The organism is Pontibacter sp. H249, from assembly GCF_037892465.1.
Classification (GTDB): domain Bacteria; phylum Bacteroidota; class Bacteroidia; order Cytophagales; family Hymenobacteraceae; genus Pontibacter.
In genome coordinates this window covers 494,725-520,612 of sequence record NZ_JBBKTR010000001.1, presented here as the reverse complement: position 1 = coordinate 520,612, position 25,888 = coordinate 494,725, and the positions used below count along the sequence as shown (strand labels likewise).

General features: G+C 47.0%; 25 protein-coding genes. 17 read left to right on the top strand and 8 right to left on the bottom strand.

Translation table 11 applies throughout. The features are described from left to right. Positions 1 to 87 precede the first annotated feature (87 nt). Both WG943_RS02050 and WG943_RS02045 read left to right on the top strand, forming a co-directional pair. A complete protein-coding gene (locus WG943_RS02050) occupies positions 88 to 1,731 on the top strand; it encodes an ABC-F family ATP-binding cassette domain-containing protein (RefSeq protein WP_340406502.1) in 1,644 nt (547 codons plus the stop codon). Between the two features lie 313 nt (positions 1,732 to 2,044). After that, positions 2,045 to 3,334: an acetyl-CoA hydrolase/transferase family protein gene (locus WG943_RS02045; protein WP_340406501.1), complete on the top strand. Its 1,290-nt coding sequence runs from the start codon at positions 2,045 to 2,047 to the stop codon at positions 3,332 to 3,334. Positions 3,335 to 3,477: 143 nt separating this feature from the next. Here WG943_RS02045 and WG943_RS02040 read toward each other — a convergent pair whose 3' ends face one another. Beyond that, positions 3,478 to 4,377, bottom strand: a complete 900-nt coding sequence (locus tag WG943_RS02040) for a hypothetical protein (protein ID WP_340406500.1) — start codon at positions 4,375 to 4,377, stop codon at positions 3,478 to 3,480. Positions 4,378 to 4,440: 63 nt separating this feature from the next. Next, positions 4,441 to 4,815: a hypothetical protein gene (locus WG943_RS02035; RefSeq protein ID WP_340406499.1), complete on the bottom strand. Its 375-nt coding sequence runs from the start codon at positions 4,813 to 4,815 to the stop codon at positions 4,441 to 4,443. 172 nt (positions 4,816 to 4,987) lie between these two features. Between WG943_RS02035 and WG943_RS02030 the strand changes: the two genes are divergently transcribed. The 7 genes from WG943_RS02030 to WG943_RS02000 all read left to right on the top strand — a co-directional run bounded on the left by WG943_RS02030 (position 4,988) and on the right by WG943_RS02000 (position 11,579). Beyond that, positions 4,988 to 5,521 carry a cytochrome c gene (locus WG943_RS02030; RefSeq protein WP_340406498.1) on the top strand — a complete coding sequence of 178 codons (534 nt, stop codon included), beginning with the start codon at positions 4,988 to 4,990 and terminating at the stop codon, positions 5,519 to 5,521. Positions 5,522 to 5,549: 28 nt separating this feature from the next. Then, on the top strand, positions 5,550 to 7,592 hold the full coding sequence (nosZ, locus tag WG943_RS02025; protein WP_340406496.1) for a Sec-dependent nitrous-oxide reductase: 2,043 nt from the start codon (positions 5,550 to 5,552) through the stop codon (positions 7,590 to 7,592). A gap of 197 nt (positions 7,593 to 7,789) precedes the next feature. Continuing rightward, complete coding sequence (locus tag WG943_RS02020) at positions 7,790 to 8,401, top strand: hypothetical protein (protein WP_340406495.1); 612 nt, start codon at positions 7,790 to 7,792, stop codon at positions 8,399 to 8,401. Further along, complete coding sequence (locus tag WG943_RS02015; protein WP_340406493.1) at positions 8,398 to 8,856, top strand: nitrous oxide reductase accessory protein NosL; 459 nt, start codon at positions 8,398 to 8,400, stop codon at positions 8,854 to 8,856. Before WG943_RS02020 ends, WG943_RS02015 begins: the two co-directional genes overlap by 4 nt. Continuing rightward, a complete protein-coding gene (locus WG943_RS02010; RefSeq protein WP_340406492.1) occupies positions 8,840 to 10,138 on the top strand; it encodes a nitrous oxide reductase family maturation protein NosD in 1,299 nt (432 codons plus the stop codon). Before WG943_RS02015 ends, WG943_RS02010 begins: the two co-directional genes overlap by 17 nt. After that, positions 10,101 to 10,808, top strand: coding sequence for an ABC transporter ATP-binding protein (locus WG943_RS02005; protein WP_340406490.1), 708 nt, complete (start codon positions 10,101 to 10,103; stop codon positions 10,806 to 10,808). The genes WG943_RS02010 and WG943_RS02005 overlap by 38 nt, the downstream gene beginning before the upstream one ends. A 3-nt stretch (positions 10,809 to 10,811) precedes the next feature. After that, positions 10,812 to 11,579 carry an ABC transporter permease subunit gene (locus tag WG943_RS02000; RefSeq protein ID WP_340406489.1) on the top strand — a complete coding sequence of 256 codons (768 nt, stop codon included), beginning with the start codon at positions 10,812 to 10,814 and terminating at the stop codon, positions 11,577 to 11,579. A 181-nt stretch (positions 11,580 to 11,760) separates the two neighbouring features. Here WG943_RS02000 and WG943_RS01995 read toward each other — a convergent pair whose 3' ends face one another. The 3 genes from WG943_RS01995 to WG943_RS01985 form a co-directional block, all read right to left on the bottom strand. Beyond that, entirely contained in the window at positions 11,761 to 12,114 is a 354-nt protein-coding gene (locus WG943_RS01995; protein WP_340406488.1) for an endonuclease domain-containing protein, read from the bottom strand. Between the two features lie 240 nt (positions 12,115 to 12,354). Next, entirely contained in the window at positions 12,355 to 12,804 is a 450-nt protein-coding gene (locus WG943_RS01990) for a 6-pyruvoyl trahydropterin synthase family protein (RefSeq protein ID WP_340406487.1), read from the bottom strand. Positions 12,805 to 12,807: 3 nt separating this feature from the next. Beyond that, positions 12,808 to 14,619 carry a hypothetical protein gene (locus tag WG943_RS01985; RefSeq protein WP_340406486.1) on the bottom strand — a complete coding sequence of 604 codons (1,812 nt, stop codon included), beginning with the start codon at positions 14,617 to 14,619 and terminating at the stop codon, positions 12,808 to 12,810. 143 nt (positions 14,620 to 14,762) lie between these two features. Between WG943_RS01985 and WG943_RS01980 the strand changes: the two genes are divergently transcribed. Together WG943_RS01980 and WG943_RS01975 are read left to right on the top strand one after the other, a co-directional pair. Next, complete coding sequence (locus tag WG943_RS01980) at positions 14,763 to 15,395, top strand: thioredoxin family protein (RefSeq protein WP_340406485.1); 633 nt, start codon at positions 14,763 to 14,765, stop codon at positions 15,393 to 15,395. Positions 15,396 to 15,413: 18 nt separating this feature from the next. Next, complete coding sequence (locus WG943_RS01975; protein WP_340406484.1) at positions 15,414 to 16,709, top strand: hypothetical protein; 1,296 nt, start codon at positions 15,414 to 15,416, stop codon at positions 16,707 to 16,709. A 13-nt stretch (positions 16,710 to 16,722) separates the two neighbouring features. Here the strand turns inward: WG943_RS01975 and WG943_RS01970 are convergent, their stop codons facing one another. The 3 genes from WG943_RS01970 to WG943_RS01960 form a co-directional block, all read right to left on the bottom strand. Continuing rightward, positions 16,723 to 17,145, bottom strand: a complete 423-nt coding sequence (locus WG943_RS01970; RefSeq protein WP_340406483.1) for a hypothetical protein — start codon at positions 17,143 to 17,145, stop codon at positions 16,723 to 16,725. A 17-nt stretch (positions 17,146 to 17,162) separates the two neighbouring features. Next, on the bottom strand, positions 17,163 to 17,558 hold the full coding sequence (locus WG943_RS01965; protein ID WP_340406482.1) for a group III truncated hemoglobin: 396 nt from the start codon (positions 17,556 to 17,558) through the stop codon (positions 17,163 to 17,165). A gap of 349 nt (positions 17,559 to 17,907) precedes the next feature. Then, positions 17,908 to 21,189: a vitamin B12-dependent ribonucleotide reductase gene (locus WG943_RS01960; RefSeq protein WP_340406480.1), complete on the bottom strand. Its 3,282-nt coding sequence runs from the start codon at positions 21,187 to 21,189 to the stop codon at positions 17,908 to 17,910. Positions 21,190 to 21,367: 178 nt separating this feature from the next. On the opposite strand from WG943_RS01960, the gene ric reads away from it, so the two are divergent. From ric to WG943_RS01930, 6 genes are all read left to right on the top strand, one after another. After that, a complete protein-coding gene (gene ric / locus WG943_RS01955) occupies positions 21,368 to 22,327 on the top strand; it encodes an iron-sulfur cluster repair di-iron protein (protein ID WP_340406479.1) in 960 nt (319 codons plus the stop codon). Between the two features lie 139 nt (positions 22,328 to 22,466). After that, the gene (locus WG943_RS01950) at positions 22,467 to 22,970 is read left to right on the top strand and encodes a hemerythrin domain-containing protein (RefSeq protein WP_340406477.1); all 504 of its coding nucleotides are present in this window, start codon (positions 22,467 to 22,469) and stop codon (positions 22,968 to 22,970) included. Between the two features lie 2 nt (positions 22,971 to 22,972). Beyond that, positions 22,973 to 23,791 carry a DUF2249 domain-containing protein gene (locus tag WG943_RS01945; protein WP_340406476.1) on the top strand — a complete coding sequence of 273 codons (819 nt, stop codon included), beginning with the start codon at positions 22,973 to 22,975 and terminating at the stop codon, positions 23,789 to 23,791. A gap of 2 nt (positions 23,792 to 23,793) precedes the next feature. Beyond that, positions 23,794 to 25,101, top strand: coding sequence for a hypothetical protein (locus WG943_RS01940; protein WP_340406475.1), 1,308 nt, complete (start codon positions 23,794 to 23,796; stop codon positions 25,099 to 25,101). Then, positions 25,082 to 25,402 (top strand): metal-sulfur cluster assembly factor, encoded by a 321-nt coding sequence (locus WG943_RS01935; RefSeq protein WP_340406474.1) that lies wholly within the window; start codon positions 25,082 to 25,084, stop codon positions 25,400 to 25,402. Before WG943_RS01940 ends, WG943_RS01935 begins: the two co-directional genes overlap by 20 nt. Before the next feature lie 36 nt (positions 25,403 to 25,438). After that, a complete protein-coding gene (locus WG943_RS01930) occupies positions 25,439 to 25,879 on the top strand; it encodes an RrF2 family transcriptional regulator (RefSeq protein ID WP_340406472.1) in 441 nt (146 codons plus the stop codon). Positions 25,880 to 25,888: the final 9 nt, after the last annotated feature.

Genomic DNA, 25,888 nt, shown 5'->3' with positions numbered 1-25,888 from the left:
GTTTACCCCTAAAAGTATAATCTCCGGATGCTTTAGGCATTACAGCAACCGGAATTCCTTTATCTTTGCAGCTTTAAAATTTACGATATGATTTCAGTTGATGCGGTAAGCGTTGAGTTTAATGGTTCGGCGCTATTCAGCAATGTTGCCTTTAACATAAACGAAAACGACCGGATAGCCCTGATGGGCAAGAACGGGGCAGGAAAATCTACCCTGCTAAAGATAATTGCAGGCGTTAGCAAGCCAACACGAGGTAAAGTATCGGCGCCGAAAGAGGCCGTGATAGCTTACCTGCCGCAGCATTTGCTTACCGAAGATAACTGTACCGTGTTCGAAGAGGCATCGAAGGCGTTTGCCAAAGTGCTGGACATGAAAAAGCAGATGGACGCCCTGAACGCTGAACTGGAAACCCGCACCGACTACGATTCTGACGAGTATTACAAGATAATTGAGCAGGTATCAGAACTAGGAGAGAAGTACTACTCTATTGAAGAGGTTAACTTTGATGCCGAAGTAGAGAAAACCCTGAAAGGCCTGGGCTTTACAAGAGAGGATTTCACAAGATCGACCAGCGAATTTAGCGGCGGTTGGCGCATGCGCATCGAACTGGCTAAGATTCTGTTACAGCAACCTGATCTTATTCTGCTCGATGAGCCTACCAACCACCTCGACATTGAGTCCATTCAGTGGCTCGAAGATTTCCTGGTGAACAATGCCAAGGCCGTGATCGTGATCTCGCACGATAAAACCTTTGTAGACAATATCACCAACCGCACCATTGAAGTAACAATGGGCCGCATTTACGACTACAAAGTACCATATAGCCAATATTTACAACTGCGCAAAGAGCGCCGCGAGCAACAGCAAAAGCAGTACGACGACCAGCAGAAAGAAATAGCCGAGATACAGACTTTTATTGATCGTTTTAAGGGTACATATTCTAAAACGCTACAGGTACAGTCGCGCGTTAAAATGCTGGAGAAGATGGAGATTGTGGAGGTGGACGAAGTGGATACTTCTGCCCTGAACCTTAAATTTCCGCCGGCGCCTCGTTCTGGTAACTACCCTGTAATTGCCGAAGAGCTTACCAAAAAGTATGGCGACTACACAGTTTTTAAGGATGCCTCACTAACCATTGAGCGTGGAGAGAAAATTGCTTTTGTAGGAAAGAACGGCGAAGGAAAATCTACGCTGGTGAAAGCCATTATGGGCGAGATCGACTTTGACGGGAAGCTGCAACTGGGGCATAATTGCATGATAGGTTACTTTGCCCAAAACCAGGCTGCCCTTTTGGATGGCGAACTAACCGTTTTCCAGACCATAGATGAGATTGCCGTAGGTGATGCCCGTACCAGGGTAAAGGATTTACTAGGTGCATTCATGTTCAGCGGGGAAACAATCGATAAAAAAGTGAAAGTACTATCAGGCGGCGAGAAAACACGTCTGGCCATGATCAAGCTATTACTGCAGCCGGTTAACCTGCTTATACTTGACGAACCTACTAACCACCTCGACATCAAGACAAAAGATATCCTGAAAGATGCCCTACGTGCTTTCGATGGTACACTTATACTTGTGTCCCACGATAGGGATTTCCTGGACGGATTGGCTAATAAAGTGTTCGAGTTTGGAAACAAGCGTATCAGAGAGCACTTCGAAGACATCAACGGATTCCTGCGAAACAAGAAAATGGAAAACCTGCGGGAAATTGAACGTACCGTAGCTAAATAGTTTAAAGTCCCTGCTCAACGGTAGGGACTTTTTTTTATATGTTGATGAGGGAGACATATATACTGAAACAGGAGAGGGCTGGGCTATACTTTTCTGCTGATAGTTCATACATTGGAAGTCTGCAATAAGTATAGCGCCGTTTACAGATCATCTTAAAAGCTGCTGAAACTCATTTTTTAACAGCTTCATACTTTTAAACTTGCAGCCCTTTCAGAAGCAAATTAAACCCTGTGCAATTGTATTAAGTAAGTAGGTGCTGATGCAAATGCCTTAACAGGATTCTATAAAGTATAACCGCACACAAGAAGCAAGTATGGCTGATAAAAAACCAAATTACCTGAGTGCCGAAGAGGCGCTGTCTGTGATCAAGTCCGGCGACAGAGTATTTTTACACGGTAGCGCTGCCACTCCACAATACCTGATTCAAAAGCTTTCAGAAAGAGCGGGTGAGTTGCGCAATGTTGAAATCGTAAGTATAAGTACGTTTGGTGAAATGCCCCTTGCAGAAGAACGTTTCAAGGACTCGTTTTTTATCAACTCGCTGTTTGTGTCAGCTAATGTGCGCGAGGCTGTAAATAGTGGCCGCGGAGATTACGTGCCTATTTTCCTGAGCGAAATACCGCACATATTTCGCTGCGGTATCATGCCTTTAGATGTGGCCATTGTGCATGTATCGCCACCGGACAGGCATGGCTTCTGCTCTTTGGGTGTATCGGTAGATATAGCCCGGGAGGCTGTGATAAGCGCCAAACATGTAATTGCCCAGGTAAACCCGCAGATGCCGCGCACACATGGCGAGGCGCAGATACATACCCGCCGTTTTGATGCGATGGTAGAGGTAAACGAACCGCTGCCAGAAGTAGATTATAGCCAGAAAATAACTGCTACAGAACAACGAATAGGAGAGTATATCGCGGAGCTGGTAGAGGATGGTGCCACTTTGCAAATGGGAATCGGCGGAATTCCAGATGCAGTACTCAGCAACCTGACTAACCATAAAGGACTGGGGATTCATACCGAAATGTTTTCAAACGGAATTTTACCGCTGGTGGAAAAAGGCATTATTACTAACGAGCATAAAACAAAACACCCGGGTCGTATTGCCACAGGCTTTATTGTTGGAAACCGCAAACTCTACGATTTTATAGATGATAATCCTCTTATCACGATGTTGCGCACAGACTATGTGAATGATGTGTCTGTTATCCGCACAAACCCTAAAGTAACGGCCATCAACAGCGCCATCGAGATAGATTTAACCGGCCAGGTAGTTTCAGACTCTATCGGCACGTACCAGTTTTCGGGAATCGGCGGCCAGATGGACTTTATGCGTGGTGCTGCTTTATCGGAAGGAGGCAAACCTATACTTGCCTTGCCATCTGTTACGGCAAAAGGAATATCACGCATTACGCCTTTTATAAACGAAGGGGCTGGCGTGGTAACTACCAGGGCGCACGTGCATTATGTGGTAACAGAGTATGGCGTGGCTTATTTGTATGGTAAAAACCTGAGGCAGCGTGCTAAGGCGCTTATCAGCATCGCGCACCCCGACCACCGAGACAGGCTGGAAGAGGAAGCAAAGAAGCGGTTTTTATACTTGTAGAAAATACAGCTTGAAATTGCAAAAAGGCAGCCCACTCATAAAGTGTGCTGCCTTTTACTTAGATGCATAAGGTTTCTCGTTTTACGAGTGCGCCTTCTAGGTTTAAGCTTGTTTGCCTTAGCTTGGAGTAAGCTTACTATACTTTAAAACATATAAGTCACGCTTACCATACTTCTGGTGTTGCCTTTGGTCGCATGATACTCTTCTGTGCTGCTGATGGGCAGTTGCAGGGTGCCGCTTACTGCCACGTTCCTGATATAGGTGCTAAGGCCCACATTACCGAAGTATGATTCGCCGCCTTTCTGTGCATTTGCAACGCCGTTTATCTCATCGCCTTTTGCATGCTCGTAGTAAATACCCGCACTAGGTAACAGGGCAATAGATTTCACATTCTGCCAGTAGAACAGGTTAGAAGAAGCGCTGATGCGGTCTCCGAACTTGTAGCCATCTTTGTTCTCGGAATTGGAGCGGTAAGTAACATCATTGCTCAGGCCCAGCTGTTTGTAGCGTATAGTATAAATTCCGTTTACAAGGTAGTCGGTGCTGCCGGTGCCGGGTTGCATGTTTATTGGTAATACCTTTTCGTGTTGGCTTTGCTGGAATGCGCCGGTTGCCAGTTTAATGCCTCCACCTAACTGCAACGAGTGTTTTAAAGTATGGCGCAGGCTGTCGCCGGTGTTAAGCAGGTTGTAGTTAGCCATCAGAGTGGCATCACCGAAGCCATTTGTTTTAATTGTGCCGTGTTCGCTGCTCTGCTCGTTGTTTAAGTATGGTACAAAGGCAAACACCTGCACGTTTTTTACAGGCACAAAACGTCCCCAAAGTTCAGTTGTGGCAAAGCGCTCGTCGGTAATTACAGTGTGGTCTCCGTGAGTCGAGGTAATGGTATAGGCGCGGGTGCTGTAACGCAAGCCGGCAAAATTCTTATGGAACTGTGGCAGAATGCCAAAGTAGCTGCCGCCCATGGTGCAGCCTTTATCACAGGCGTAGCTGCTGATGTTTATAGATAAAAGGGCTATAGCGAGTAAAATTAACTTTTTCATGACTTAAATTCTTTGATAGTATAAATAATGTAGTGATGCCGCAAGGGCAGGTAATGCAAAGATTTAAGTCAGGAGTTGAGGTGGGTGGAAGATGCTGTGAGTTACCGTTGGATAAAAGCCTGGAGTATAGTTGCTATACTTTTTCTTAGCTGTACTTTCCAGGCAGGGTATACTTATTGTAATGGCTGGTGCTACTACAATAAGATCAGTTGCGGCATGCTTGCCACTCGGTAGCTGTTTTTCTCTTTCAGATTCTTTTGTAAGCTCTTTTTTAAGGAAGCACTTGCCTTGGCAGGTCGATGCCGGTATCTGGCGTTGCTCACACAGTGCAGAAGAAATATAGGTACGGTTCGCCTGGAACAGCATATAAATGCCCGTCTTGCTCATTGGCTGAGCTACAGCACTTATAAAAAGCAATATCCAGATAATCCGTTTCATCTCTTTCCCTAAAGTATGGCTCAAAGGTCGTCGCGCAATGGTTGCAGGAAAATGACAAAGGTCATGAGTAAAAGAGATAAAGGTCTTTTAATCCCTCAGGTATCAGCCATACTTTTGCTTCAGTAACAATCACCAAAAACTCAATTCGTCAATACTTTAATTACTGATAACCATGAAAAATAAGAGCAAACAAGTAAGCAGCATACTTAGAAATGGATTGCTTAAGCCTGTGCAGCTGGGTGCAGTGGCTATACTTTGTGGCACGCTACTATTTAGCTGCTCATCTGGCGAAAACGAAAATACAGCAAGTACTCAGGCAGAAAGCGGATTGGCGCACCAGGCCCCTGAAGCACCAGTAGAAGATGATGGCAAAGGAATAGGCCCTGTGAAAACAGTAGAAGTAGGGGCAGACATCGACCAGGCGCTTGCCACCGAAGGAAAATCAATTTTCGAGGGTAAATGTTCAGCCTGCCACCAGTTATCAGACCAGAAAGTTGTAGGCCCTGGTTTAGCCAATGTAACTGAGATCCGCAAACCTGAGTGGGTGATGAACATGATCATTAACCCGGAGGAAATGACCAAGAAAGACCCTACTGCAAAAAAACTGCTGGCTGAGCACTTAACACAGATGACCAACCAGAATGTGAATGAGCAGGATGCCAGAGCAATACTGGAGTTCCTGAGACAAAACGATAAGTCAATATAAGGTAAACATCTACTCAAACCATACATTTATGGAAACTCTGATCACTAAATTCAGAAAAGCCGCCCCTAAAGCTGCCTTGTTAATGGCAGTAGTAGCTGGCGCAGCGCTACAGGGATGTAGTAAAATAGCCGGAGGAGATACTGCCGGCGCAACTGCCACAGCTCTTTCATCGGATGCTGCCTCTGCAGTATATGTGGCCCCGGGCAAGCACGATGAGCTTTATTCTTTCCTGTCAGGTGGCTTTAACGGGCAGGTGTCTGTTTACGGTATTCCTTCCGGCCGACTGCTAAAGATTATCCCGGTATTTACACAGCACGGCGAGAACGGCTACGGCTACAGCGAAGAGTCTAAAGCTATGCTGAACACATCACATGGTTTTGTGCCTTGGGACGACCTGCACCACCCAAAATTGTCTCGCACAAATGGACAGACTGACGGACGCTGGTTATTCGTAAATGGTAACAACACACCGCGTGTGGCCCGCATCGACCTGACCACATTTGAAACAGTAGAGATCATGGAGATTCCGAACTCGGCTGGTAATCACTGCTCTCCATACCCAACCAACAACAACGAGTACGTAATTGCTGGTACACGTTTCTCTGTACCCCTGGATATGAAAGGCGGAACCGGCGACGTTGCCCTGGACAAGTATGAGGAAGAATTCCGTGGCTCTATCTCCTTTATCAAAGTAGACCCTGAAAAAGGCGACATGGACCTTGATTTCCAGATCCTGGTTCCTGGTTTCGACTACGACTTAGCTAACGGCGGCAAAGGCCCGTCTGAAGACTGGGTGTTCTTTACAACTTATAACTCTGAGAAATCCGGTACTTTGAAAGAAGTAGGCGCCTCTCAGAACGATAAAGACTACCTGGCAGCAGTAAACTGGAAATTAGCCGCTAAGTATGCCAAAGAAGGCAAAGCGCGCGAAATGCCGGCCAACTACTACCACAACAAAATGGACAAGAACTCGCACATCGCTAAATCTACTGTGAAGAAGAAAGTGCGTTACCTGTTGCCAGAAGAGTGCCCTGGTATGATGTATCTGTTGCCAGCTCCTAAATCACCACACGGTATCGACGTAGATCCAACTGGTGAGTACATGGTAGTAAGCGGTAAACTTGCCTCAGCTATTCCGGTGTTCTCTTTCTCAAAAATGCAGGCAGCCATCAAAAATAAACAGTTCGACGGCGAGAAAAACGGTATCCCAGTGCTTAAGTATGAGTCTGTGCTGAAGGCTGAGGTAAAAGAGCCAGGCTTAGGACCATTGCACACAGAGTTCGATGGCAAAGGCAACGCGTATACTTCTATGTTTGTGTCTTCTGAGGTGGTGAAGTGGAAACTAAGCGACTTTACAGTAGTAGACAGAATGCCGGTATACTACTCAGTTGGTCACTTAATGATTCCGGGTGGCGATACAAAAGAGCCTTATGGCAAATACCTGGTGGCGATGAACAAGATTACCAAAGACCGCTACCTGCCAACTGGCCCAGAACTAGCACACTCTGCACAGCTGATCGATATCTCTGGTGAGAAAATGAAAATGCTCCTAGACTTCCCTACGGTGGCTGAGCCGCACTACGCACAGGCCATTAAAGCGGACCTGGTTGCACCTAAGAGTGTGAAGTTCTTTAAGCTTGATGAGAACAACCACCCACACGCTACGAAGAAAGAGAGTGAGGCAAGTGTGAAGCGTGAAGGCAAAAACGTGGTGCGCATAAAAATGACAGCCATCCGAAGCCACATGACACCTGACAACATTGAAGGCGTGCAAGTAGGGGATACAGTATACTTTCACGTAACTAACCTGGAGCAAGACTGGGACGTACCACACGGATTCGCGGTAATGGGAGCTAACAACGCGGAAACCCTGATCATGCCAGGCGCTACACAAACCCTGAAGTGGATGCCTAAGAAAGCCGGCGTGTATCCGTTCTACTGCACAGACTTCTGCTCTGCGCTGCACCAGGAAATGCAGGGATACATCAGAGTATCTCCAAAAGGATCTAACGTTCCGATTACCTTCTCAACAGGTAAAAAGAAACAGGCACCAGTAGCTTCTGCCAAATAAGGCCTTACTGAAAAACCAGCGGAGGAAGCCCCGGCAACCTCCGCTGGTTATTTAACCTGAGTTGCGGGTTTCTATACTTTTGAGATTTACATTTCCAGAATGTCCCCCTTAGAAGGGGGTAGGGGGATGATAATCGTTTGAGGAAGCAAAATTAACCCTCACCAACTCAAAATCATTTCACCTTAACCCATACAAGGATGAAAGCTTACCAAAAAGTGCTGATGATTGTGGCAGCATTATCTCTTGGCTTGTTGTTTATGTTTCCGATGTGGAAGATCTACCTCAAGGCCCCACAATATCCCGAAGGACTGGAACTGCATATCTGGGTAAATAAACTTGGTGGCAGCTCCGACCATGTGCTTCAGAACTTCAATATCCTGAACCACTACATCGGTATGGAACCTATACACGCTGAGTCATTTGCCGAGTTGCAGTACATGCCTTACATAGTTATCTTCTTTATGATAACAGGTGTGTTGGTAGCCCTGATCGGTAAAAGAAAACTGGTGATGGGCTGGAGTGGATTGCTAATGTTGAGTGGTGCCGCCGGTATACTTGATTTTTACCTGTGGCTGGTTAAGTTCGGCACAAACCTGGATCCAATGGCTCCGATCAAAGTTCCGGGCATGACCTATATTCCACCTTTGCTGGGCAACAAAACCCTGCTCAACTTTGATGCACTTTCTTTACCAGCTTTAGGAAGCCTGGGTATCTTATTGGGTATAGTGCTTTCGCTGGCCGTGTACTTTCTTAGCCGGCATACTACCACGCAAAAACAGGCATCCAAAACTAAACGCGCATTAGCATGAAAACTATACTTAGCATCTTTTGCCTTCCGCTGCTGATCTTGCTGGTTAGCTGTACACCGGAGCCCAAACCAATTGCCTATGGCCAGGCCAACTGTGCCCATTGCAACATGACGGTGGCCGATAACCGCTACGGTGCAGAACTGGTGAATGACAAAGGTAAACTATACTTTTTCGATTCAGCGGAATGCCTGATGGCCTATGTAAACGAGCAGCCAGAACAGGCAGATAAAGCAGCGTTTTTGCTGGTAACAGATTATACCAACCCGAATGAATTGATAAGCGCAAAGGATGCGCACTTTTTGCAGGCCAAAGCCCTGCCTAGCCCTATGGGCATGTACCTAACTGCCGTTGCCGACAAAGCCGCTGCTACAAAAATGCAGCAGGAGATAGGTGGCCGCCTGTTAACCTGGAACGAAGCAATAAAAGCCGTTCAGAATAATGAAAGACCTGAGTAAACATATCATTTTTATAGTTGCCGCTTTGGTGCTGCTGCTGCTGGCCCCCCTTGCCTATGGCAGTACACTAAAAGTGTGCAAATCCTGCAGCTATACTTCGGTAAAGCAGGCCGTAAAACAGGCAAAACCTGGCGATACGGTGCTGATAGAGGGCGGCGTATACAAGGAATATGGAATAGAAATCAACAAGCCGTTAACCATACTTGGCAGAAACAACCCGGTAATAGACGGAAACTATAAAGGACAGATCTTTACCGTTACTTCAGACAATGTAACCATAGAAGGCCTGACCATCAAAAACATCGCCACCAGCTACACCCGCGACGATGCCGCCATACGTGTAATTGAGCGTAGCAATGTCCGCATCCTGAACAACACCATTCTGAACGCATACTTTGGCATTTACCTGCAAAACTCAGACAACTGCGTGATAAAGGGAAATGTAGTAACAGGCAAGGACGTAACCGGGCTTAATGAATCATCGCTGGGCAATGCCATACACTTGTGGTACTGCGACAATGCTGTAATAAGCAACAACAAAGTGCAGGGCCACCGCGACGGCATTTACCTGGAATTTGTAAAAGACAGTGAGGTAAAAGATAACCTGAGCGAGAACAACCTGCGCTACGGCCTGCACTTTATGTTCTCCGACAGGAACGTGTATACCCACAATATCTTCCGAAGAAACGGGGCAGGAGTGGCAGTAATGTATACCCGAGACATCCGGATGGAACACAATACCTTTGAAGGAAACTGGGGTGCCGCAGCTTATGGCCTGTTGCTGAAGGAGATCACCAACAGCGTAATCTACAACAACACATTCCGGAGAAACACCACCGGTATTTACATGGAAAGCTCCAGCCGCCTGGATATACAGCGAAACGATTTTGACCGCAACGGCTGGGCTATAAGACTGCTGAGCAGCTGCATGGACGATACCTTTAAGCTAAACAACTTTACCGGAAACTCTTTTGACATAAGCACCAACGGCAACTCTACCTTAAACCATTTCGAGAACAACTACTGGGACAAGTATAGTGGCTACGACTTGAATAAAGATAAAGTGGGAGATGTGCCTTACCGTCCGGTGAGTTTATATGCTATGCTGGTAGAAAAAGTACCTCCTTCGGTTATGTTTATGCGCAGCTTTATGGTAGACCTGATGGATAGTATAGAGAAAGTGCTGCCGAGTTTTATACCAGAAAACCTGGTAGATGAACAACCATTGATGAGGAAGATTGATCATGATAAAGATAGAAAACTTACGCAAATCGTACGGTAAGCTGCCGGTGCTCAGAAACGTAAACGTTAGCTTCGACGCTGGCAGAGTGGTGTCTGTTATCGGCCCGAACGGCTCTGGCAAAACCACCATGAGCAAATGCATACTAGGCATGGTATTACCTGATGGCGGCGATATAAAAATAAATGGCGAAAGTATACTTGGACAACACGCTTATCGCAGCCAGATAGGGTACATGCCCCAGATAGGCCGTTACCCCGAGAACATGAAAATCAGGCAGGTGATAGGCATGATACGGGACATCCGCAAAGATGTGCAGGAAGTGGACGAGGAGCTAATTGGATTGTATGGCCTAAAAGGAATGTATGAGAAACGCATGGGCGCCTTATCCGGTGGTACGAAGCAGAAAGTAAGCGCCGCGCTGGCCTTCATGTTTAACCCTCAGATACTTATACTCGATGAGCCAACAGCCGGCCTAGACCCGATATCCGCAGAAATTCTGAAGTGCAAGATCCTGAAGGAGAAGAAAAAGGGCAAGCTTATACTTATCACGTCGCATATAATGAGTGAAGTAGAAGAAGTGGCTGATGAAGTGATGTGCCTGATGGATGGACAGTTGAAATTCCACGAGACGATAGCAAGTATAAAAGCCCACACCAACGAGGAACGCCTGAGCAGAGCCATAGCTAAAATTATGAATGAGGAGGACTAAGCCATGAACAAGATCATAAAATACGTTTTTTACGACATCATCCGGAACAAAATAGTACTGGCTTATACGTTGTTTTTGCTGCTACTATCTGTTGGTTTATTTAACCTGGGAGGCAACCCTGACAAAGCCATACTTAGCCTCCTTAACCTGATCCTGCTAACGGTGCCGCTAATAAGCATTGTGTTTGCGACTACGCATTTTTACAACTCTTATGAGTTTATGGAGCTGCTGGTGGCACAGCCTATTAACCGCAAAAAGATATTCATGAGCGAGTACCTGGGTGTGGCCTGCTCGCTGTCCGGTGCATTTATACTTGGTGTGGGAATACCGGTACTGCTTTTCGGGGCAAGTATAACTGGTTTATACCTGGTGCTAACCGGTGTGTTCATCACCTTCATTTTTGTGGCAATGGCTTTTCTGGCATCTGTTATTACAAAAGATAAGGCCAAGGGTATTGGCATTGCGCTGCTGCTGTGGTTTTACTTTGCCCTGATCTACGACGGCATTGTACTGTTTATACTTTACTCTTTCAGCGATTACCCATTAGAGAGTGCCACACTGGCCTTAACCGCTCTTAACCCGATTGACCTGGGCCGGATTATCGTGCTGCTGAACCTGGATGTGTCGGCGTTGATGGGTTATACTGGTGCGCTTTACAAAAGTATATTGGGTAGCTTGTGGGGGATAGGATTGGCTTTCGGACTGTTGGTAGTGTGGGTGCTGGTACCGTTACTTGCCTCCAGAAGGGTTTTTAGCAAGAGGGATTTGTAAACAAAAGAAGTGCCTGCTGCGGCAGGATTGGATTAAGTGTTTTGGTGTTTTAAAAGCGCAGGGTTTAGGCCTTGCGCTTTTTGTTTATGAAGTTTATAATGTTTTGTATTCAGGCACCATAATAACTCAGCTGTACCGGGTCCAACCACCCCTGCCCCTCCTTATCCAAGGAGGGGAGCTTTTACTTACTGAAGCTATTGCTGATTTCCTGTAGCACAGCATCTAAGTTCTCGAACACATCTTTATTCTCAAAGCGCAGTACCCGGATGTTTAAGTTATTAAGGTATTCGTCTCGTTCCTGATCAGCATGTTCCGCTGAGATGTTATTGTGCACCTGTCCATCCAGTTCAATAGCTAATTGCTCTGATGGACAGTAAAAGTCAAGTATGTAGTTCCCGACGCTATGCTGCCGCCTAAACTTTCTGCCTTTCAAGCCACCGCTTTTTAGATGCTTCCACAACTCAGCCTCGGCTGGAGTTAAACTACTACGTAACTCCTTCCTGTTTTCTTTTAAGTATTTGCGGTTGTGCAGCATGGTATAAATATTAAATACTTCATTATCCTATAGAGTAAATTAAACGCAAGGGAAATTAATGAGTAGTTAAAGAACTCCCCTCCTTGGATAAGGAGGGGCAGGGGTGGTTGGAACCAGTGCTGAGGACAATCCTTTTCATCTTCCGCAAACTTGTAAATCCTGATTCTAACAGAAGTACCCATAAACAAAACAGCTCTGCCTAATCTTAAGCAGAGCTGTTTAAAGATACAATCATACTATCTACACCTCATCCGAAGCATACCATTCTGCAAAAGAATTCTGCGTTTCCCATAACTTCAGGCTATGTAACGCTACACTTGCCGGTATTACTTTCCGCAGCCTTGTTTTAAAATCAATCAACATGTTTTCGCAGGTTGGCTGGTAGGGCGTTAGCAGCAGCTTGTGGTGTAGTTTGCGCAGCGATTCTACTAACTCTTTGTCGCTATCAGCTCGGAGGAGCAAGGCGTGGTCTACCACTTCAAGTATAGTTTCCTGCACCAGCTGCTTCAGATCACCGAAGTCCAGCACCATCCCGTTTTTAGGATGCTCATCGTTTATAATGGGTAAACCAATGATTGTAACCTGTAACTTGTAAGAATGCCCGTGAATGTTACGGCAGGGGCCGTCGTAGCCTTGCAGGGCATGAGCAGCCTCAAACGTAAAAAGGCGGGTAAGTCTTATTTTGGTCATCGGTTATGCTATGGCTTTCTCCAGTTTTGCCAGCATTAGTTGGTCTTCGGCCTCCAGTAACTCATCCAGCATAATTACCTGGCGTTCCAGCTCGTTTTTGAAGATAACCGGCAGTTGTTGTTTGTAATACTGTATGCCCTGCTGCAGGTTATCCCAGAAGTTTTGCAGGTATTTGTACTGCTTGTCTGTTAGCGTATCCAGTTGCTCTTCCTTCTTTTTCTGCCAGTAATCCACATACATTCTTAACTCATTTACGAACATGTGCGGACGATAAGTGCTGTTTAATGCGTTAAAGCGGCCATAAATGTGATCAACCATTTCCTGCAGTTTAAACACTCCTGAAAAGTAAGCCAGGTTCGGCCCAGGGCAAATAGAGATGGCTTTGGTAGCCGCTTTTTTGCTGATATTGTATAGCTGGATGGCAGAGTTTGCCAAGCCTTCGCATAGGCATTCTTTTGCCAGTATTTTAGTTTCCTCTGTAAAGTAGGTGATCGGGTCCAGGTCCTGTGCCTGTAGTTGCTCCAGTTTGCGGCGCTGGTACTTGCGTGATGCCGTGCAGATAGCCTCATCGGTAAACTCTGTGTTAGATACCAAGTGTTTTTTTACGCATGGGCTGCCTGGTTTTCCTTTATCGGCACGTTCCTTTTTAAGCAGTTCATTGGAAGTATTTCGCATCGAGTTAAAGGGCACACCAAGCGGCGAGATAGGGCTCAGGAACAAGTCCTCTGCTTTTGCAGCTGATAGCTGTTGCAGGGTTGGCTCGTCTACAGTAGAGGCCTCCGGTACCAGCAGGAAAGGCGTGCCCCAGCCTGTGGCGTCAGCGCCGTAATGCTCCAGTAAAAACGTCTGTTCTTGTGCGGTACCAATGCCGCCCTGCACCGTAAGGCGCTGTGCCGGCACGTTTAACGGAACATGTATGTTTTTTGCAGCCAACGCAGAGCTAAACAAACTATACAGTTCCAGGCGCAGCGCCTCCCGGTTCTGCTTAAATTCTTCTAGAATCGGGCCTATCAGGTAGCCGTCGGTAGCAAAGGCGTGGCCACCACAGTTTAAACCGGACTCAATCCTGAACTCAGATACCCAGATGCCTTTTTTAGCCAGTATTTTACCCTGCACCATAGCTGAGCGGTAATCACTAACTTTAATGATCACCCTCTTTTCGAAAAAGCCTGATGCATCCGGGTAAAAGCACGCAAAGTTTTCTGAATACCCATACAAACGCATGTTCATGCCAGCTGAGAAAACAACCGAAGAACGCACCGTGCTGTTGGCAAAACCACGTAAGGCAGCCAGCGCGTCAGAATACTCTTGTGGCAGCGGCTCTCCGTTTTTGGCGTAATTGGCCCTGTCAAGCTTGGTCATGATGTTCACATCTATACTTCCGGCTACCATAGCATCACAAAGCTCCTCCTGCAGGTTTTGTCTCCAAAACGGGTCTGTAGTTTGTTTCATCTCCAGGTATTGCTCACGCAGCGGAGAGTTCTCTGGTAGCATTTCAAAGTACTTCGTCAAGTCAGATTCGGGGGTGAATTCCTGCTGCTGCATTTCGGCTAGTTGCTGTGTTACCAATTCATCCAGCAAGTTTAAGTAAGCCGATACTCGCTTGGCGCGGTAGTCTTCTTCTTTCTCAGAGATAGGGGTATATGGCTTGTTGTATACCTGGCTGTAGTGCTGGCGCATATGCTCCAACAGGCTATCGTCGCTTAGCGATACAACAGAAGAGATACCGAAACGCGCTACCTTAAGCGGCGAATCAACAGAGAAAGCAAGACCCATTACAGGTATGTGAAACGTATGTGGTGCAGTTTGTGACATCAGATGTTATTTACTTGTTTAGGTGGGCACAAGGTAGGGCAACCGATGGTGTCGCTGAATGAGTAGCATCAATCCTATATATGATTTTTGTCATTTTATGGCGCATTTGATAAAGCTAAACTTGTATAAACAACTATTGCATTATGGATTCCCTGACTATACATGAGCAGAAACTGGTAAAACCGCTTACTTACCAGGCATATAAAAAGCTGGTAGAGCAACTGGTGGAGCAGGAAAAAACCTCTGGAAATGAGCAGACTGAGGAAAAGATAGGCTTTACTAAGCTAAACCTGCAGCGCATGAAGCGTGTAGAAAAGCAGTTTGCCATACTTCCGGAACTGAAGAGCTTACTCGAGCAAAATCAACCAAACTGGAAATGGCTGGTATTGGTAGAAGCCTGGTGCGGTGATGGTGCGCAGCTATTGCCTGCCATGGCAGGAATCGCGGCAGAAGTGCCAGGTATTGAGCTCACTGTTTTACTGCGTGATGAGAACCCGGCTCTGATGGATACCTGCCTGAGCAACGGAAGCCGCTCCATTCCTAAACTAATCTGCCTTGATGCGGAATCTGGCGAACGGCTGTTTACCTGGGGCTCACGGCCAAAAGCTATACAGGAGCAAGTAGTGGCGTTTAAAGCTGCCAACCCAACAGCCGGCCACGAAGAACTGGTGCAACAAGTGCAACTGTGGTATGCCAAAGATCGCAGCAACGCCTTGCAGCAAGACCTGTGGGAGTTAACAAAACAGGCTTTAGCTAAAGCAGAACTAACGGTTTAAGGAGCCGTTTCTTAGTACGTGCCGAATTACACTTTTAACATCCACTCAAAACGCAATTGGTTGCTGGTTGCGTTGCTAAACCTGGTGGTTGTAGCTGTGCTGGGCTTGTTGCTGCGCTGGATGTTTGTGGCTCCTGTGGCAGAACTTAACTTTAAATACCTGCTGCATGCACACTCGCATGTGGCACTGTTGGGTTGGCTGTACTCTGCGCTTTTTATTGCGCTGCTGGTTACTTTCCTGCCTCCTGAGTTACGGGACAAAAAAACCTATACCTGGCAATTCTGGCTGTCGCAGGGTGCAGTGCTGGGAATGCTGCTTAGCTTTCCGGTGCAGGGTTATGCGGCAGTTTCGATCACATTTTCTACAGCACATATTCTGCTCAGTTACTGGTTTATTTACCGGTTCCTGGAAGATGCAAAAGTGGCTAATGTAAGTAAGAGCAAACACCGGCTGTCTTTTCTGTTTGTAAAGGCTTCGCTGTTTTTTCTGGCCATTTCCTCGTTGGGCCCGTGGGCCATGGGACCCATCATGGCGCTGGGACATAGCGGCAGCCAGTTATACTACAACGCCATCTATTTTTACCTGCATTTCCAGTACAACGGCTGGTTTACCTTTGGGGTGCTAGGCTTGCTGTTCTGGATGCTGGAGCATTACCAAATCAGCTTCAATATAAAGTATGGCCGTTTGTTTTTCAGGTTGATGTTCTGGGCTTGTTTGCCTGCTTACCTTTTATCTATACTTTGGATAAAGCCGGACGCTTGGGTGTACTTTATGGGAGGTACAGCTGCCTTTGTGCAGGTATTGGCATTGGGTTTATTAGTGGCTATACTCTGGCCGTTGCGCAAACAGGTTTATACTTTGTTTAACGGCTGGAGCCGGAGTATACTTTTGCTGGCAGCGCTGGCATTTATACTTAAGACGGTCATGCAATTTACTACAGCCTTTCCGTACATGGCCGACCTGGCTTATAAAATACGGCACTTCATTATCGGTTACCTGCACCTGGTGCTTATCGGGTTTGTAAGCTTTTTTATACTTTCTTTTTTTGTGGAACAGGGCTGGCTAAGTTTAAAAAGTAGGATAAGCCGATGGGGGATGGGCATGTTTATACTTGCCTTTGCTGGCAGCGAGACATTGCTCTTTTTGCAGGGTACGCTGTTCTGGGCTAAGGCTGGCGCAATGCCATACTATAACGAGTTACTTTTTGGCGTAAGTATACTTTTGCCAGTAGGTATTCTGCTGTTCTTTATTCCGCAGATCAAAGCCAGAAGTATAAAGCAGAAAGCAGGTATGCATCTGCAAAGGCAGGTGTAGTTAATACTTGTTGCTACCGGAACAACTGCACACCAAATATTACCAGCGAAATTACTTTGATCAGTTCGGCACCGATGTAATAAAAGTGCAGGGTAGAACGCGGAAGCTCTGCTCCAGAAATGATCAATTCGGCTCGTTTATCCATGGCAGGCAGCAGCCATATAGTTTGCAGGAGCAATAGCAGGATGGGAATTGCCAGGTAAATTGTTTCTGAATGTTTGTAGCTGTTACCGTAAAAAACCAGTAGAGTAGCAGCCAAGGCAAAAAACCATTCTACTTTATTTAACGCCCTGAAAATAAGCCGGCCTATACTTAAACCAATGGGCAAAGTAACACCCGGCGCCCTGAATTTAAGCCAGGCTTCCAGAAAGCTGATGGCACACACAAAGCCAGTCCAGGTAAATGCAATGCTGATCAGGTACTGCCAATGGCTCATAACAGATTCGTTTTTATTTATAGAATTGTTCTGCTTTTGTTCTTCTTGTAGTACTCTATTTTGGAGTGGAACATCTCGGCCATCCGCTCTGCGCGCCACTTTGCCTCGGCTGCTTTCTCGCCTGTAAACAACTCATCAATGGTCTGGTAAAAAATCTCTAACCATCTTTCAAAGTGAGATTCGTCTACAGGTAGGGTAATGTGTTTACTTCCCGGACTGCCCTGGTAGGTCAGCTCACCCAGCAAAACCGTTTGCCAGAAACGGTACATAATATCCAGATGGCGTGCCCAGTTATCCTGAATCCGCTCTTCAAAGATCGGGCCCAGCAACTCGTCGGCTCTTACACGGGTGTAAAAGGTATCAACTAATTGCTTTACATCGTCCAAGTGTATGATCTCTCTGTTATGTGTCATAATTCAAATTTAGTCTTTTTATCAAAGTCAATTAGGGGTGATAAAGAATAACTCAGCCGCTCCGGGTCCAACCACCCCTGCCCCTCCTTGTCTAAGGCGGGGAATTTTACTTACTGCCTTAACAGTCATCACCATAGTGCTAGCCCCCTTTTTTGTCATCTTGTAAAGATCTTGGTGGAAGGGAGGTTAAACATAAACTACAGGGCTTATACTTAAGCTTTAGTAATAGCAGACTCCCCTCCTTGGTTAAGGAGGGGCAGGGGTGGTTGGACCAAGTACTGCAGATAAATCCTTCAAATCTATAAAATCCCCATTAATCTGTGGTCAAGATCCCCCTTAATCACCGGTCCTAACTACACCCTAAACTATTACCGCAGTTCAGGCACTTGTAGCAGGTGCCGGAGCGGATGGTAATGTGGCCGCAAACGTTGCAGATCGGGGCATCACCCATCATGTTGGCCAGTACCTGCTGCGTTTGTTCCATCAGCAAGGTCCGGCTTTGGGTTACCACCTTGTACATACTACCATTTGCAGGTTGAGTAAGTTCAGCAGCAGGGTCTGTAGTAGCAAGCGCCGTAGGTTCTTCTTTCATGATCTCGGGCTCTTCCTGGTGCACATGTACCAAGTCTGTTCTGCCCAGGTATTCGTAACCCAGCAACCGGAACAGGTAATCGAACACCGAGGTAGATGATTTAATGTTTGGGTGCTCTACACGGCCAGCCGGCTCGAAGCGGGTAAAGGTAAAGCGGTTAACGAACTCCTCCAGTGGCACGCCATACTGCAGCCCCAGCGACACGGCAATGGCAAAGCAGTTAAGTATAGACCTGAACGAGGCGCCTTCTTTGTACATATCGATAAACACTTCGCCCAGCGTACCATCGGTATACTCGCCTGTTCTGATATAAACCGTGTGGCCGTCTATCTTCGCTTTCTGGGTAAAGCCGTTGCGTTTGTCCGGTAGTTTCCGGCGCTCAAACATAGCTGTTAATTGCTGGCGGAAGGCCTTGTTACTTTCATCGGAAAGTATGGCTTTGGCTGCCTGCAATACCTGTTCGGCCGTAGGGTTTTTCAGTTCAGTTTCTGTTGGCTGTGCCTTTTCCTGGGCGGTAGTGCTGGCCGAAGATAGCGGTTGCGATAACTTGCTGCCATCACGGTACAGCGAGCAGGCCTTCAGCCCCATTTCCCACGACAGTTCGTAGCAACGCGCCACCTCATTAACCGTGGTTTCGTTTGGTAGATTGATGGTTTTGGAAATGGCCCCGGATATAAAAGGCTGTACCGCCGCCATCATGTAAATGTGCCCATCGGCAGGTATAAAACGTTTGCCTTTACTGCCGCAACGGTTGGCACAGTCAAACACAGCATAGTGCTCGTGCTTTAAGTATGGGGCGCCTTCTATGGTCATGGTACCGCACACGTAGTCGTTGGCCTCGTCTATCTCGTTGGCTGTAAAACCCAGTTCACGGAGCAGGCTAAAGTCGGGTTGGTTATACTTATCAGCTGCAATGCCAAGCCGTTGCAGAAAGGCACCGCCTAAAGTATAAACAGAGAACACAGAAGGCAGGTCGTAAGCAGTTGGCAAGGCAAGTTCCAGTACAGCCAGGTCCTCATCAGTAAAACCGAGTTTTTGTAGCGACTCAGGGTTTGTGTGCGGGCAATTTAGCAGCGAAGCATGGCCTTTGGCGTAGTTTACAATAGCCTGCACTTCTTCTGAAGTATAACCCAGTTTTTGCAGCGCCAGTGGTATAGACTGGTTTATGATCTTGAAGTAACCGCCTCCAGACAGTTTTTTATACTTTACCAGCGCAAAATCAGGTTCTACACCAGTGGTGTCGCAGTCCATTAAAAGGCCGATGGTACCGGTTGGGGCAATTACAGAGGCCTGTGCATTGCGGTAGCCATACTTTTCGCCAAGTGCCAGCGCACTATCCCATGCCTGGCAGGCTGCCTTATTTAAATAATCCGGGCAAAAGGTTGGGTCTAAGGTTTTGGGTTTGATAGATAGGCTTTCATACTTCTCAGGAGTGTTTTGGGCGGCATAGTTGTGGTTGCGGATCACGCGCAGCATGGCCTCCTTGTTCAGTTCATACTTTGGAAATGCACCTAACACTTTGGCCAACTCTGCAGAAGTACTGTAAGCCTCACCCGTCATGATCGCTGTTAAGGCGGCGGCCATACTTCTGGCTTCTTCGCTATCGTATGGCAAGCCCTGTATCATTAACAAGGCACCTAAATTAGCATAACCAAGGCCGATGGTACGGTAGTCATAAGAGCGTTGCGCCACGGCCTCCGAAGGGAACTGCGCCATCTGCACCGAAATATCCAGCACGATCGTCCAGAGGCGGCAGGCATGCTCGTAAGCGTCAACATCAAATAGCTGCTTTTCTGTGTCGTAGAACTTGGTCAGGTTGAGCGAGGCAAGGTTGCAGGCTGTGTTGTCTAAAAACATGTATTCGGAGCAGGGATTAGATGCCCTGATAGGTCCCTCGGCCGGACAAGTATGCCACTCGTTAATGGTTGTATCAAACTGTAGACCCGGATCGGCACAGCCCCAGGCTGCTTCGGCAATTTGGCGCCACAACTCACGGGCAGGTACAGACTTTATCACATGCCCATCTGAACGAGCTTTCAAATCCCAGTTGGTGTTCTGGTGAAGCGCTTCAAAAAAGCTGTTAGGTACCCGCACCGAGTTGTTCGAGTTCTGGCCCGATACCGTTTGGTAAGCCTCTCCGTTATAATCTGCGCTATAGCCGGCTGCAATCAGGGCGGCTACTTTTTTCTCTTCGTCTTTTTTCCAGTTAATGAAGTCTTCAATTTCAGGATGGTCCAGATCAAGGCAAACCATTTTAGCTGCGCGCCGCGTAGTGCCCCCCGATTTAATGGCCCCGGCTGCCCTGTCGCCTATTTTCAGGAAAGACATCAGGCCGGAGGATGTACCGCCACCAGCCAGTTCTTCGTCTTTACCACGGATGTTGGAGAAGTTGGTGCCCACTCCAGAGCCATACTTGAAAATGCGCGCCTCCTGCACCCACAGGTCCATAATGCCACCTTTGTTTACCAAGTCGTCGTCTACGGCAAGTATAAAGCAGGCGTGTGGCTGCGGCCGCTCATACGCCGATTCAGACTGGGTTACCTTACCGGTAGCCGGATCTACGAAGTAGTGGCCCTGTGCTTTGCCTTTTAGTCCATACGACTCATACAAGCCGGTATTAAACCATTGCGGTGAATTTGGTGCCGCATACTGGCCCAGCAGCATGTATACCAGTTCGTCGTAAAATGCCTGTGCGTCGGTATCTGTTTTAAAGTAACTGTATCGCTGTCCCCATACTTTCCAGCAGTTTGCCAGGCGGTGCACTACCTGTTTTACAGATGTTTCGGGGCCGGTGCCGCCATCAGGCTGCGGAACTCCCGCTTTACGCAGGTACTTCTGCGCCAGAATATCTGTTGCTATCTGAGACCAGCCTGCCGGAACCTCTACATTCTTTATCTCAGCCACCACCTCGCCAGACGGGTTACGGATGGTAGAAGAACGAAGGTCGTAGTTGAACTGGTTGTAAACTGATTTTTTAGCTTTAGTGAAATGCCTGTTAATGGTTAAACCTGTGGAACGTTGTGAAGAGGTTTTTTTCATGTGCAGAGAAGCTTATTTATACTTTAAGAAACGATAGAAGAATTCAAAGGTGCCATATACTCCTCTATTAAAGAATGACGAAGATCATCTTAATAAAAGACTTCTGTGTCTTTTATTGTAAACCCTGCTCTATACATTTGTAACGGTTATTTAGTACAGACTTTTAATCTTTAACTACATGGAAACCACAGAAAAAATAAACACACTAGACGTAACGGTTCTGGAACCGCGCATGAAGCACCCTACCATTTTCGAATGGTTCGACAACCTGAAAGGGGGCGAGGCTTTTATCATACACAACGACCACGACCCAAAGCCGCTGTACTACCAGTTGCTGGGCGAACGTGGTAATACCTTTAAATGGGAGTACCTGGAGCAGGGCCCTGAAGTATGGGAGGTGATGATCGGTAAACTGACACCGGAAGAAGGAGAAACAGTAGGAGAGCTGGTGGCCAAAGACTACAGAAAAGCACAGGTATTTAAAAAATTCGGTATTGATTTCTGCTGCGGCGGTAAAAAATCAGTGAAGCAGGTATGTGCTGAAAAAGGCATCAGCCAGGACGAACTGGAGGCAGAACTGCTGGCTATGGACGAAGCTGAGAAAGCCCGCGAAGCAGAATACGATAAATGGGAGCCATCCTTTCTGGCAGACTATATCGTGAACATGCACCATACCTATGTGCGCGAAGCTATCCCTGCCTTGTACGAATACACTACCAAAATTGCCCGCGTGCATGGCAGCCGACATCCGGAGCTGCTGGAGGTGGTAAAACACTTTACCAACGTAGCCAACGAACTGGAGTCGCACATGCCAAAAGAGGAACGCGTACTGTTCCCATACATCAAGCAACTGGATGAGGCTAAGAAAGCCGGAGTTAAGCTGGACCCTGCCGCTTTCGGATCTATCCAAAACCCGATCAATATGATGGAAATGGAGCATGAGCATGCCGGCAACGAGCTGGAGAAGATCCGTGAATTAACAAACAACTATACTTTGCCGGCTGATGCCTGCGCTACCTATACCGTTGCCTTCAAAAAGCTGAAGGAGTTTGAAGATGACCTTTTCCGCCACATCCACTTAGAGAATAACATCCTGTTCCCGAAAGCGCTGGAGCTGGAGAAGGAAGTGATAAAGTAATCTACCCCACCCCGGCCCGGCCCTATAAACAGGGGAGGGTGCAAAAGCTCCCCCTCCTGTTTTGGGGGTAGGGGCCCTCGATAAGAGGAGGGGGTTGGGGGGAGGTCAAAAATTAAAACGGGCCATGCCCACCGAAGCCATGAAAAAGGCTATCACACCACAAAAACGAGATAAGAGTTTAGTGCCGCTCTCACGTGAGCACCATTTTGGACTGCTGTTCTGCTGGAAAATTCGCCAGGGACTAAAAAATGGCACCGACCTGAAAGTAATGGGCAATTATGTCAGCTATTTCTGGAACAACATTCTGAAAGAGCATTGCCAGGAGGAAGAATGGCTGTTGAACCGGGTACTGCCAGCCAACGATACGGCACAAATTCGCTTAAAGGAGGAGCACAGGTTGCTGCACGAGATAATCGCTGTGATCTGTGAAGGTAAAAGGCTGAGTGCAGCATTGTTTAACACCTTGCAGCAAGACCTGGTAGACCACATCCGTTGGGAAGAGCGTGAACTGTTTCCATACTTACAGGCAGTGGTCAGGAATGATGAACTGGAACTGACAGGCAAATTGCTGGAACATAAGCATGAGCCAAGAATTGATGGTTTCACCCCTGAGTTCTGGACAAAACCTGTAACAGCAGCTTAGCCATGGAAATCGCAGCAAACACTAAAATATCGGCTATACTTAAAGCCAACCCTGCGTCTATAGAAGCCATTGCCTCTATAAACAGGCATTTTGAGAAGCTGCGAAACCCATTGCTGCGTAAAATTCTGGCACCAAGAGTAACTATTGCCGATGCTGCCAGAATTGGCGGCTGCACAGAAGAGGAGTTTTACAAAAGGTTGGAGCCGCTTGGCTTTACCCTAAAATCGACTCAAACAAATGCAGCGCAAAAGCAGGCTGTTAGCACAGCAGAAAAACCAGCCTACCTGAAACAGCTACTACAGGAAAGTATACTTACGCTGGATGTTTGCGAAGACATTGCTACTGGCAACGACCCATTTTTAAAGATAATGAATGCCGTAGGGCAGGTGAACAACACCAATGCACTGCTGCTGATAAATACGTTTGAGCCTACTCCGCTGATCTCTATACTTCAGAAGAAAGGCTATACCTCTTTTGTAGAAGTACTGAGCCCGGAACTGTTACACACATACTTCTGGCTGGAAAACGCAACTGTTAAAGCAGCTGCTGATACCAGGCCAATTAAAAAAGATTTTGATGTTATGGTGAACGACTATGAGGGCAGACTTAGATACCTTGACGTGCGCCACCTGGAAATGCCCCAACCCATGATAGCGATCCTAGGCGAACTGGAAACGCTGCCTGCCGGCGAGGCACTACACGTGACGCACAGAAAGGTACCTCAGTTCCTGTTGCCAAAGCTGCAGGAACGCGGTTGTGGCATTGCCATCAAGGAGATCGGTCCGCACGAAGTTCACCTGCTTATTTATAAAGAAAATTAGCCATGAGTGCTGCAACCACATCTAACTCGCCGGGTAAATGGGTAGTGCTGCCGCATTATGCCTTTGCCGCTTTGGCTTTTCTGGCGCTTAGCGTGTTGCTGCTTTTCTCTACCGATGCCTTTAGCGGGCATTATTTTCATCCCAAGCTGTTAACACTTACCCACGTAGCGGTGCTGGGCTGGGCTACCATGATCATTTTCGGAGCCTTATACCAACTGCTGCCCGTAGTGCTGGACTGCAAACTGTACAGCGAAAAACTGGCGGTTTATACCTTTGGGTTGTTAGGAACAGGCACCATACTTTTAAGCTACTCTTTCTGGAATTTCCAACTGGGCTGGACTATGCACGCTGCGGCCTGCGCCCTGGTTGCAGCCTTTATACTTTTTAATATCAACGTCATCCAGACGGCTCGTAAAGCACCCAAATGGACCATAGAGGCTGATTTTATAGTTACTTCCGGAATTTGGCTTTTGGTAACGGGCATTGTTGGATTGCTGATGGCTGTAAACTTTACATTCCCGTTCCTGCCTTTAGATCATGTACATTACCTGAAGCTACACGCACACATTGGTATGGCCGGCTGGTTTCTGCTGCTGATCATAGGCGTAGGAGCAAAGCTGATCCCGATGTTTTTACTCGCGCACCCCGAAGATTCCAAAAAGCTGAACTGGGCTTATAACCTCATCAATGCGGGGCTGGTGCTGTTCATTTTCGATCATATGCTGGTGCAGACGAAGTTACTGCCGCTTTATGGCGTACTGGTAACGGTGGGTGTGGGCATGTTTATACTTTACCTGCGCGATGCAAAGAACACCATGCAACGCAAAGAAATTGACCTGGGCATGCAGCAGACATTTGTGGCCTTGGCTATACTTCTCCTGCCGCTGATACTGCTGTTTGTGGTGAGCAGCAACCTGAACCTGCCGCAACAACTGCTCTCTTCTATTTACCTGGTGTATGGTATCTCGGTGTTCCTGGGATTTGTATCGGCGCTTATACTTGGGCAAACATTTAAAACGCTGCCCTTTATTGTATGGATGCACGCTTACGAGAACCACGTGGGGCGCTTTAAAACACCTTTGCCAAAGGATATGTACAGCCATTCGTTGCTGCGCTGGCAGAATATTTTTTACCTGGGAGGATTGGTAGTACTGATGGCCGGAGTGCTGCTGCGGGAGCAACAGATTATACTTGCCGGGGCCATCGTCTTTACCATAACAGCCATACTTTACACAGTAAATGTGTTTCAAATGCTACTGCACAAAGCACACAACTTAAAACCACTTACCTATGGAAAAGCAAACGCCTGAGGAGATCGGACCAGAAGCGTTCGAAACTCTTAAATATATTATAGACCCTGAGATCGGGATTAACATTGTGGACCTGGGATTGGTATATAAAGTAAGCCTTGAAGAAGATAACCTGCATGTTGACTTAACTCTGACCACTCCTGGTTGCCCCATGAGCGGTACAATTGTAACGGCAGCAGAACAGATTTTGCTAAGGCGTTTCCCGAACCTGGACGTGAAAGTAGAACTGGTCTGGACACCGATGTGGACTACGGATATGATAACAGAAGAAGGGATGAGTCAGCTAAATAGAATATCCTAACTTCGCGGCCGTATTTGTGTTAAAATTATAGAAAGCATGTTATCCAAAACAACTGAGTACGCCCTTAGAGCCATTGTATACATCGCGCTACATAACGAGGGAGGCCATAAAGTAGGTATTAAGGAGGTAGCCCAAGAACTGGATTTACCCCAACCTTTTACAGCAAAAATTCTGCAGGACCTGGTACGCAAAGGTGTGATCGCGTCTTTAAAAGGCCCTGGGGGTGGCTTTTATCTGCACAAACCTGCATCTGAGTTAACCATTCTGGATGTGGTACGCAACATCGATGGGCTTGAAGCCTTTAAGAAATGCGGCATGGGCATGAAAGAATGTTCTGGCACTCATCCGTGTCCGCTGCACAACGATATTGTTGTTTACCGAGATCACCTGCTCAAGGTGTTCCGTTCCAAATCTATACAAGACCTGGTAGATAGTGTTAAAACAGGCAAATTCTTTATTACAAATGCACATGAGTAACGATAAATG

Coding starts and splice junctions, on each gene's coding strand:
- WG943_RS02010 (WP_340406492.1), top strand. CDS start 8,840: ATGAAAGACCTGAGTAAACATATCATTTTTATAGTTGCCGCTTTGGTG.
- nosZ (WP_340406496.1), top strand. CDS start 5,550: ATGGAAACTCTGATCACTAAATTCAGAAAAGCCGCCCCTAAAGCTGCC.
- WG943_RS01965 (WP_340406482.1), bottom strand. CDS start 17,558: ATGACACATAACAGAGAGATCATACACTTGGACGATGTAAAGCAATTA.
- WG943_RS01935 (WP_340406474.1), top strand. CDS start 25,082: ATGGAAAAGCAAACGCCTGAGGAGATCGGACCAGAAGCGTTCGAAACT.
- WG943_RS01995 (WP_340406488.1), bottom strand. CDS start 12,114: ATGCTGCACAACCGCAAATACTTAAAAGAAAACAGGAAGGAGTTACGT.
- WG943_RS01940 (WP_340406475.1), top strand. CDS start 23,794: ATGAGTGCTGCAACCACATCTAACTCGCCGGGTAAATGGGTAGTGCTG.
- WG943_RS02050 (WP_340406502.1), top strand. CDS start 88: ATGATTTCAGTTGATGCGGTAAGCGTTGAGTTTAATGGTTCGGCGCTA.
- WG943_RS01950 (WP_340406477.1), top strand. CDS start 22,467: ATGAAAAAGGCTATCACACCACAAAAACGAGATAAGAGTTTAGTGCCG.
- WG943_RS01945 (WP_340406476.1), top strand. CDS start 22,973: ATGGAAATCGCAGCAAACACTAAAATATCGGCTATACTTAAAGCCAAC.
- WG943_RS02000 (WP_340406489.1), top strand. CDS start 10,812: ATGAACAAGATCATAAAATACGTTTTTTACGACATCATCCGGAACAAA.
- WG943_RS01985 (WP_340406486.1), bottom strand. CDS start 14,619: ATGTCACAAACTGCACCACATACGTTTCACATACCTGTAATGGGTCTT.
- WG943_RS01970 (WP_340406483.1), bottom strand. CDS start 17,145: ATGAGCCATTGGCAGTACCTGATCAGCATTGCATTTACCTGGACTGGC.
- WG943_RS01980 (WP_340406485.1), top strand. CDS start 14,763: ATGGATTCCCTGACTATACATGAGCAGAAACTGGTAAAACCGCTTACT.
- WG943_RS02020 (WP_340406495.1), top strand. CDS start 7,790: ATGAAAGCTTACCAAAAAGTGCTGATGATTGTGGCAGCATTATCTCTT.
- WG943_RS02040 (WP_340406500.1), bottom strand. CDS start 4,377: ATGAAAAAGTTAATTTTACTCGCTATAGCCCTTTTATCTATAAACATC.
- WG943_RS01930 (WP_340406472.1), top strand. CDS start 25,439: ATGTTATCCAAAACAACTGAGTACGCCCTTAGAGCCATTGTATACATC.
- WG943_RS02035 (WP_340406499.1), bottom strand. CDS start 4,815: ATGAAACGGATTATCTGGATATTGCTTTTTATAAGTGCTGTAGCTCAG.
- WG943_RS02030 (WP_340406498.1), top strand. CDS start 4,988: ATGAAAAATAAGAGCAAACAAGTAAGCAGCATACTTAGAAATGGATTG.
- WG943_RS01990 (WP_340406487.1), bottom strand. CDS start 12,804: ATGACCAAAATAAGACTTACCCGCCTTTTTACGTTTGAGGCTGCTCAT.
- WG943_RS02005 (WP_340406490.1), top strand. CDS start 10,101: ATGATAAAGATAGAAAACTTACGCAAATCGTACGGTAAGCTGCCGGTG.
- WG943_RS02015 (WP_340406493.1), top strand. CDS start 8,398: ATGAAAACTATACTTAGCATCTTTTGCCTTCCGCTGCTGATCTTGCTG.
- ric (WP_340406479.1), top strand. CDS start 21,368: ATGGAAACCACAGAAAAAATAAACACACTAGACGTAACGGTTCTGGAA.
- WG943_RS02045 (WP_340406501.1), top strand. CDS start 2,045: ATGGCTGATAAAAAACCAAATTACCTGAGTGCCGAAGAGGCGCTGTCT.
- WG943_RS01960 (WP_340406480.1), bottom strand. CDS start 21,189: ATGAAAAAAACCTCTTCACAACGTTCCACAGGTTTAACCATTAACAGG.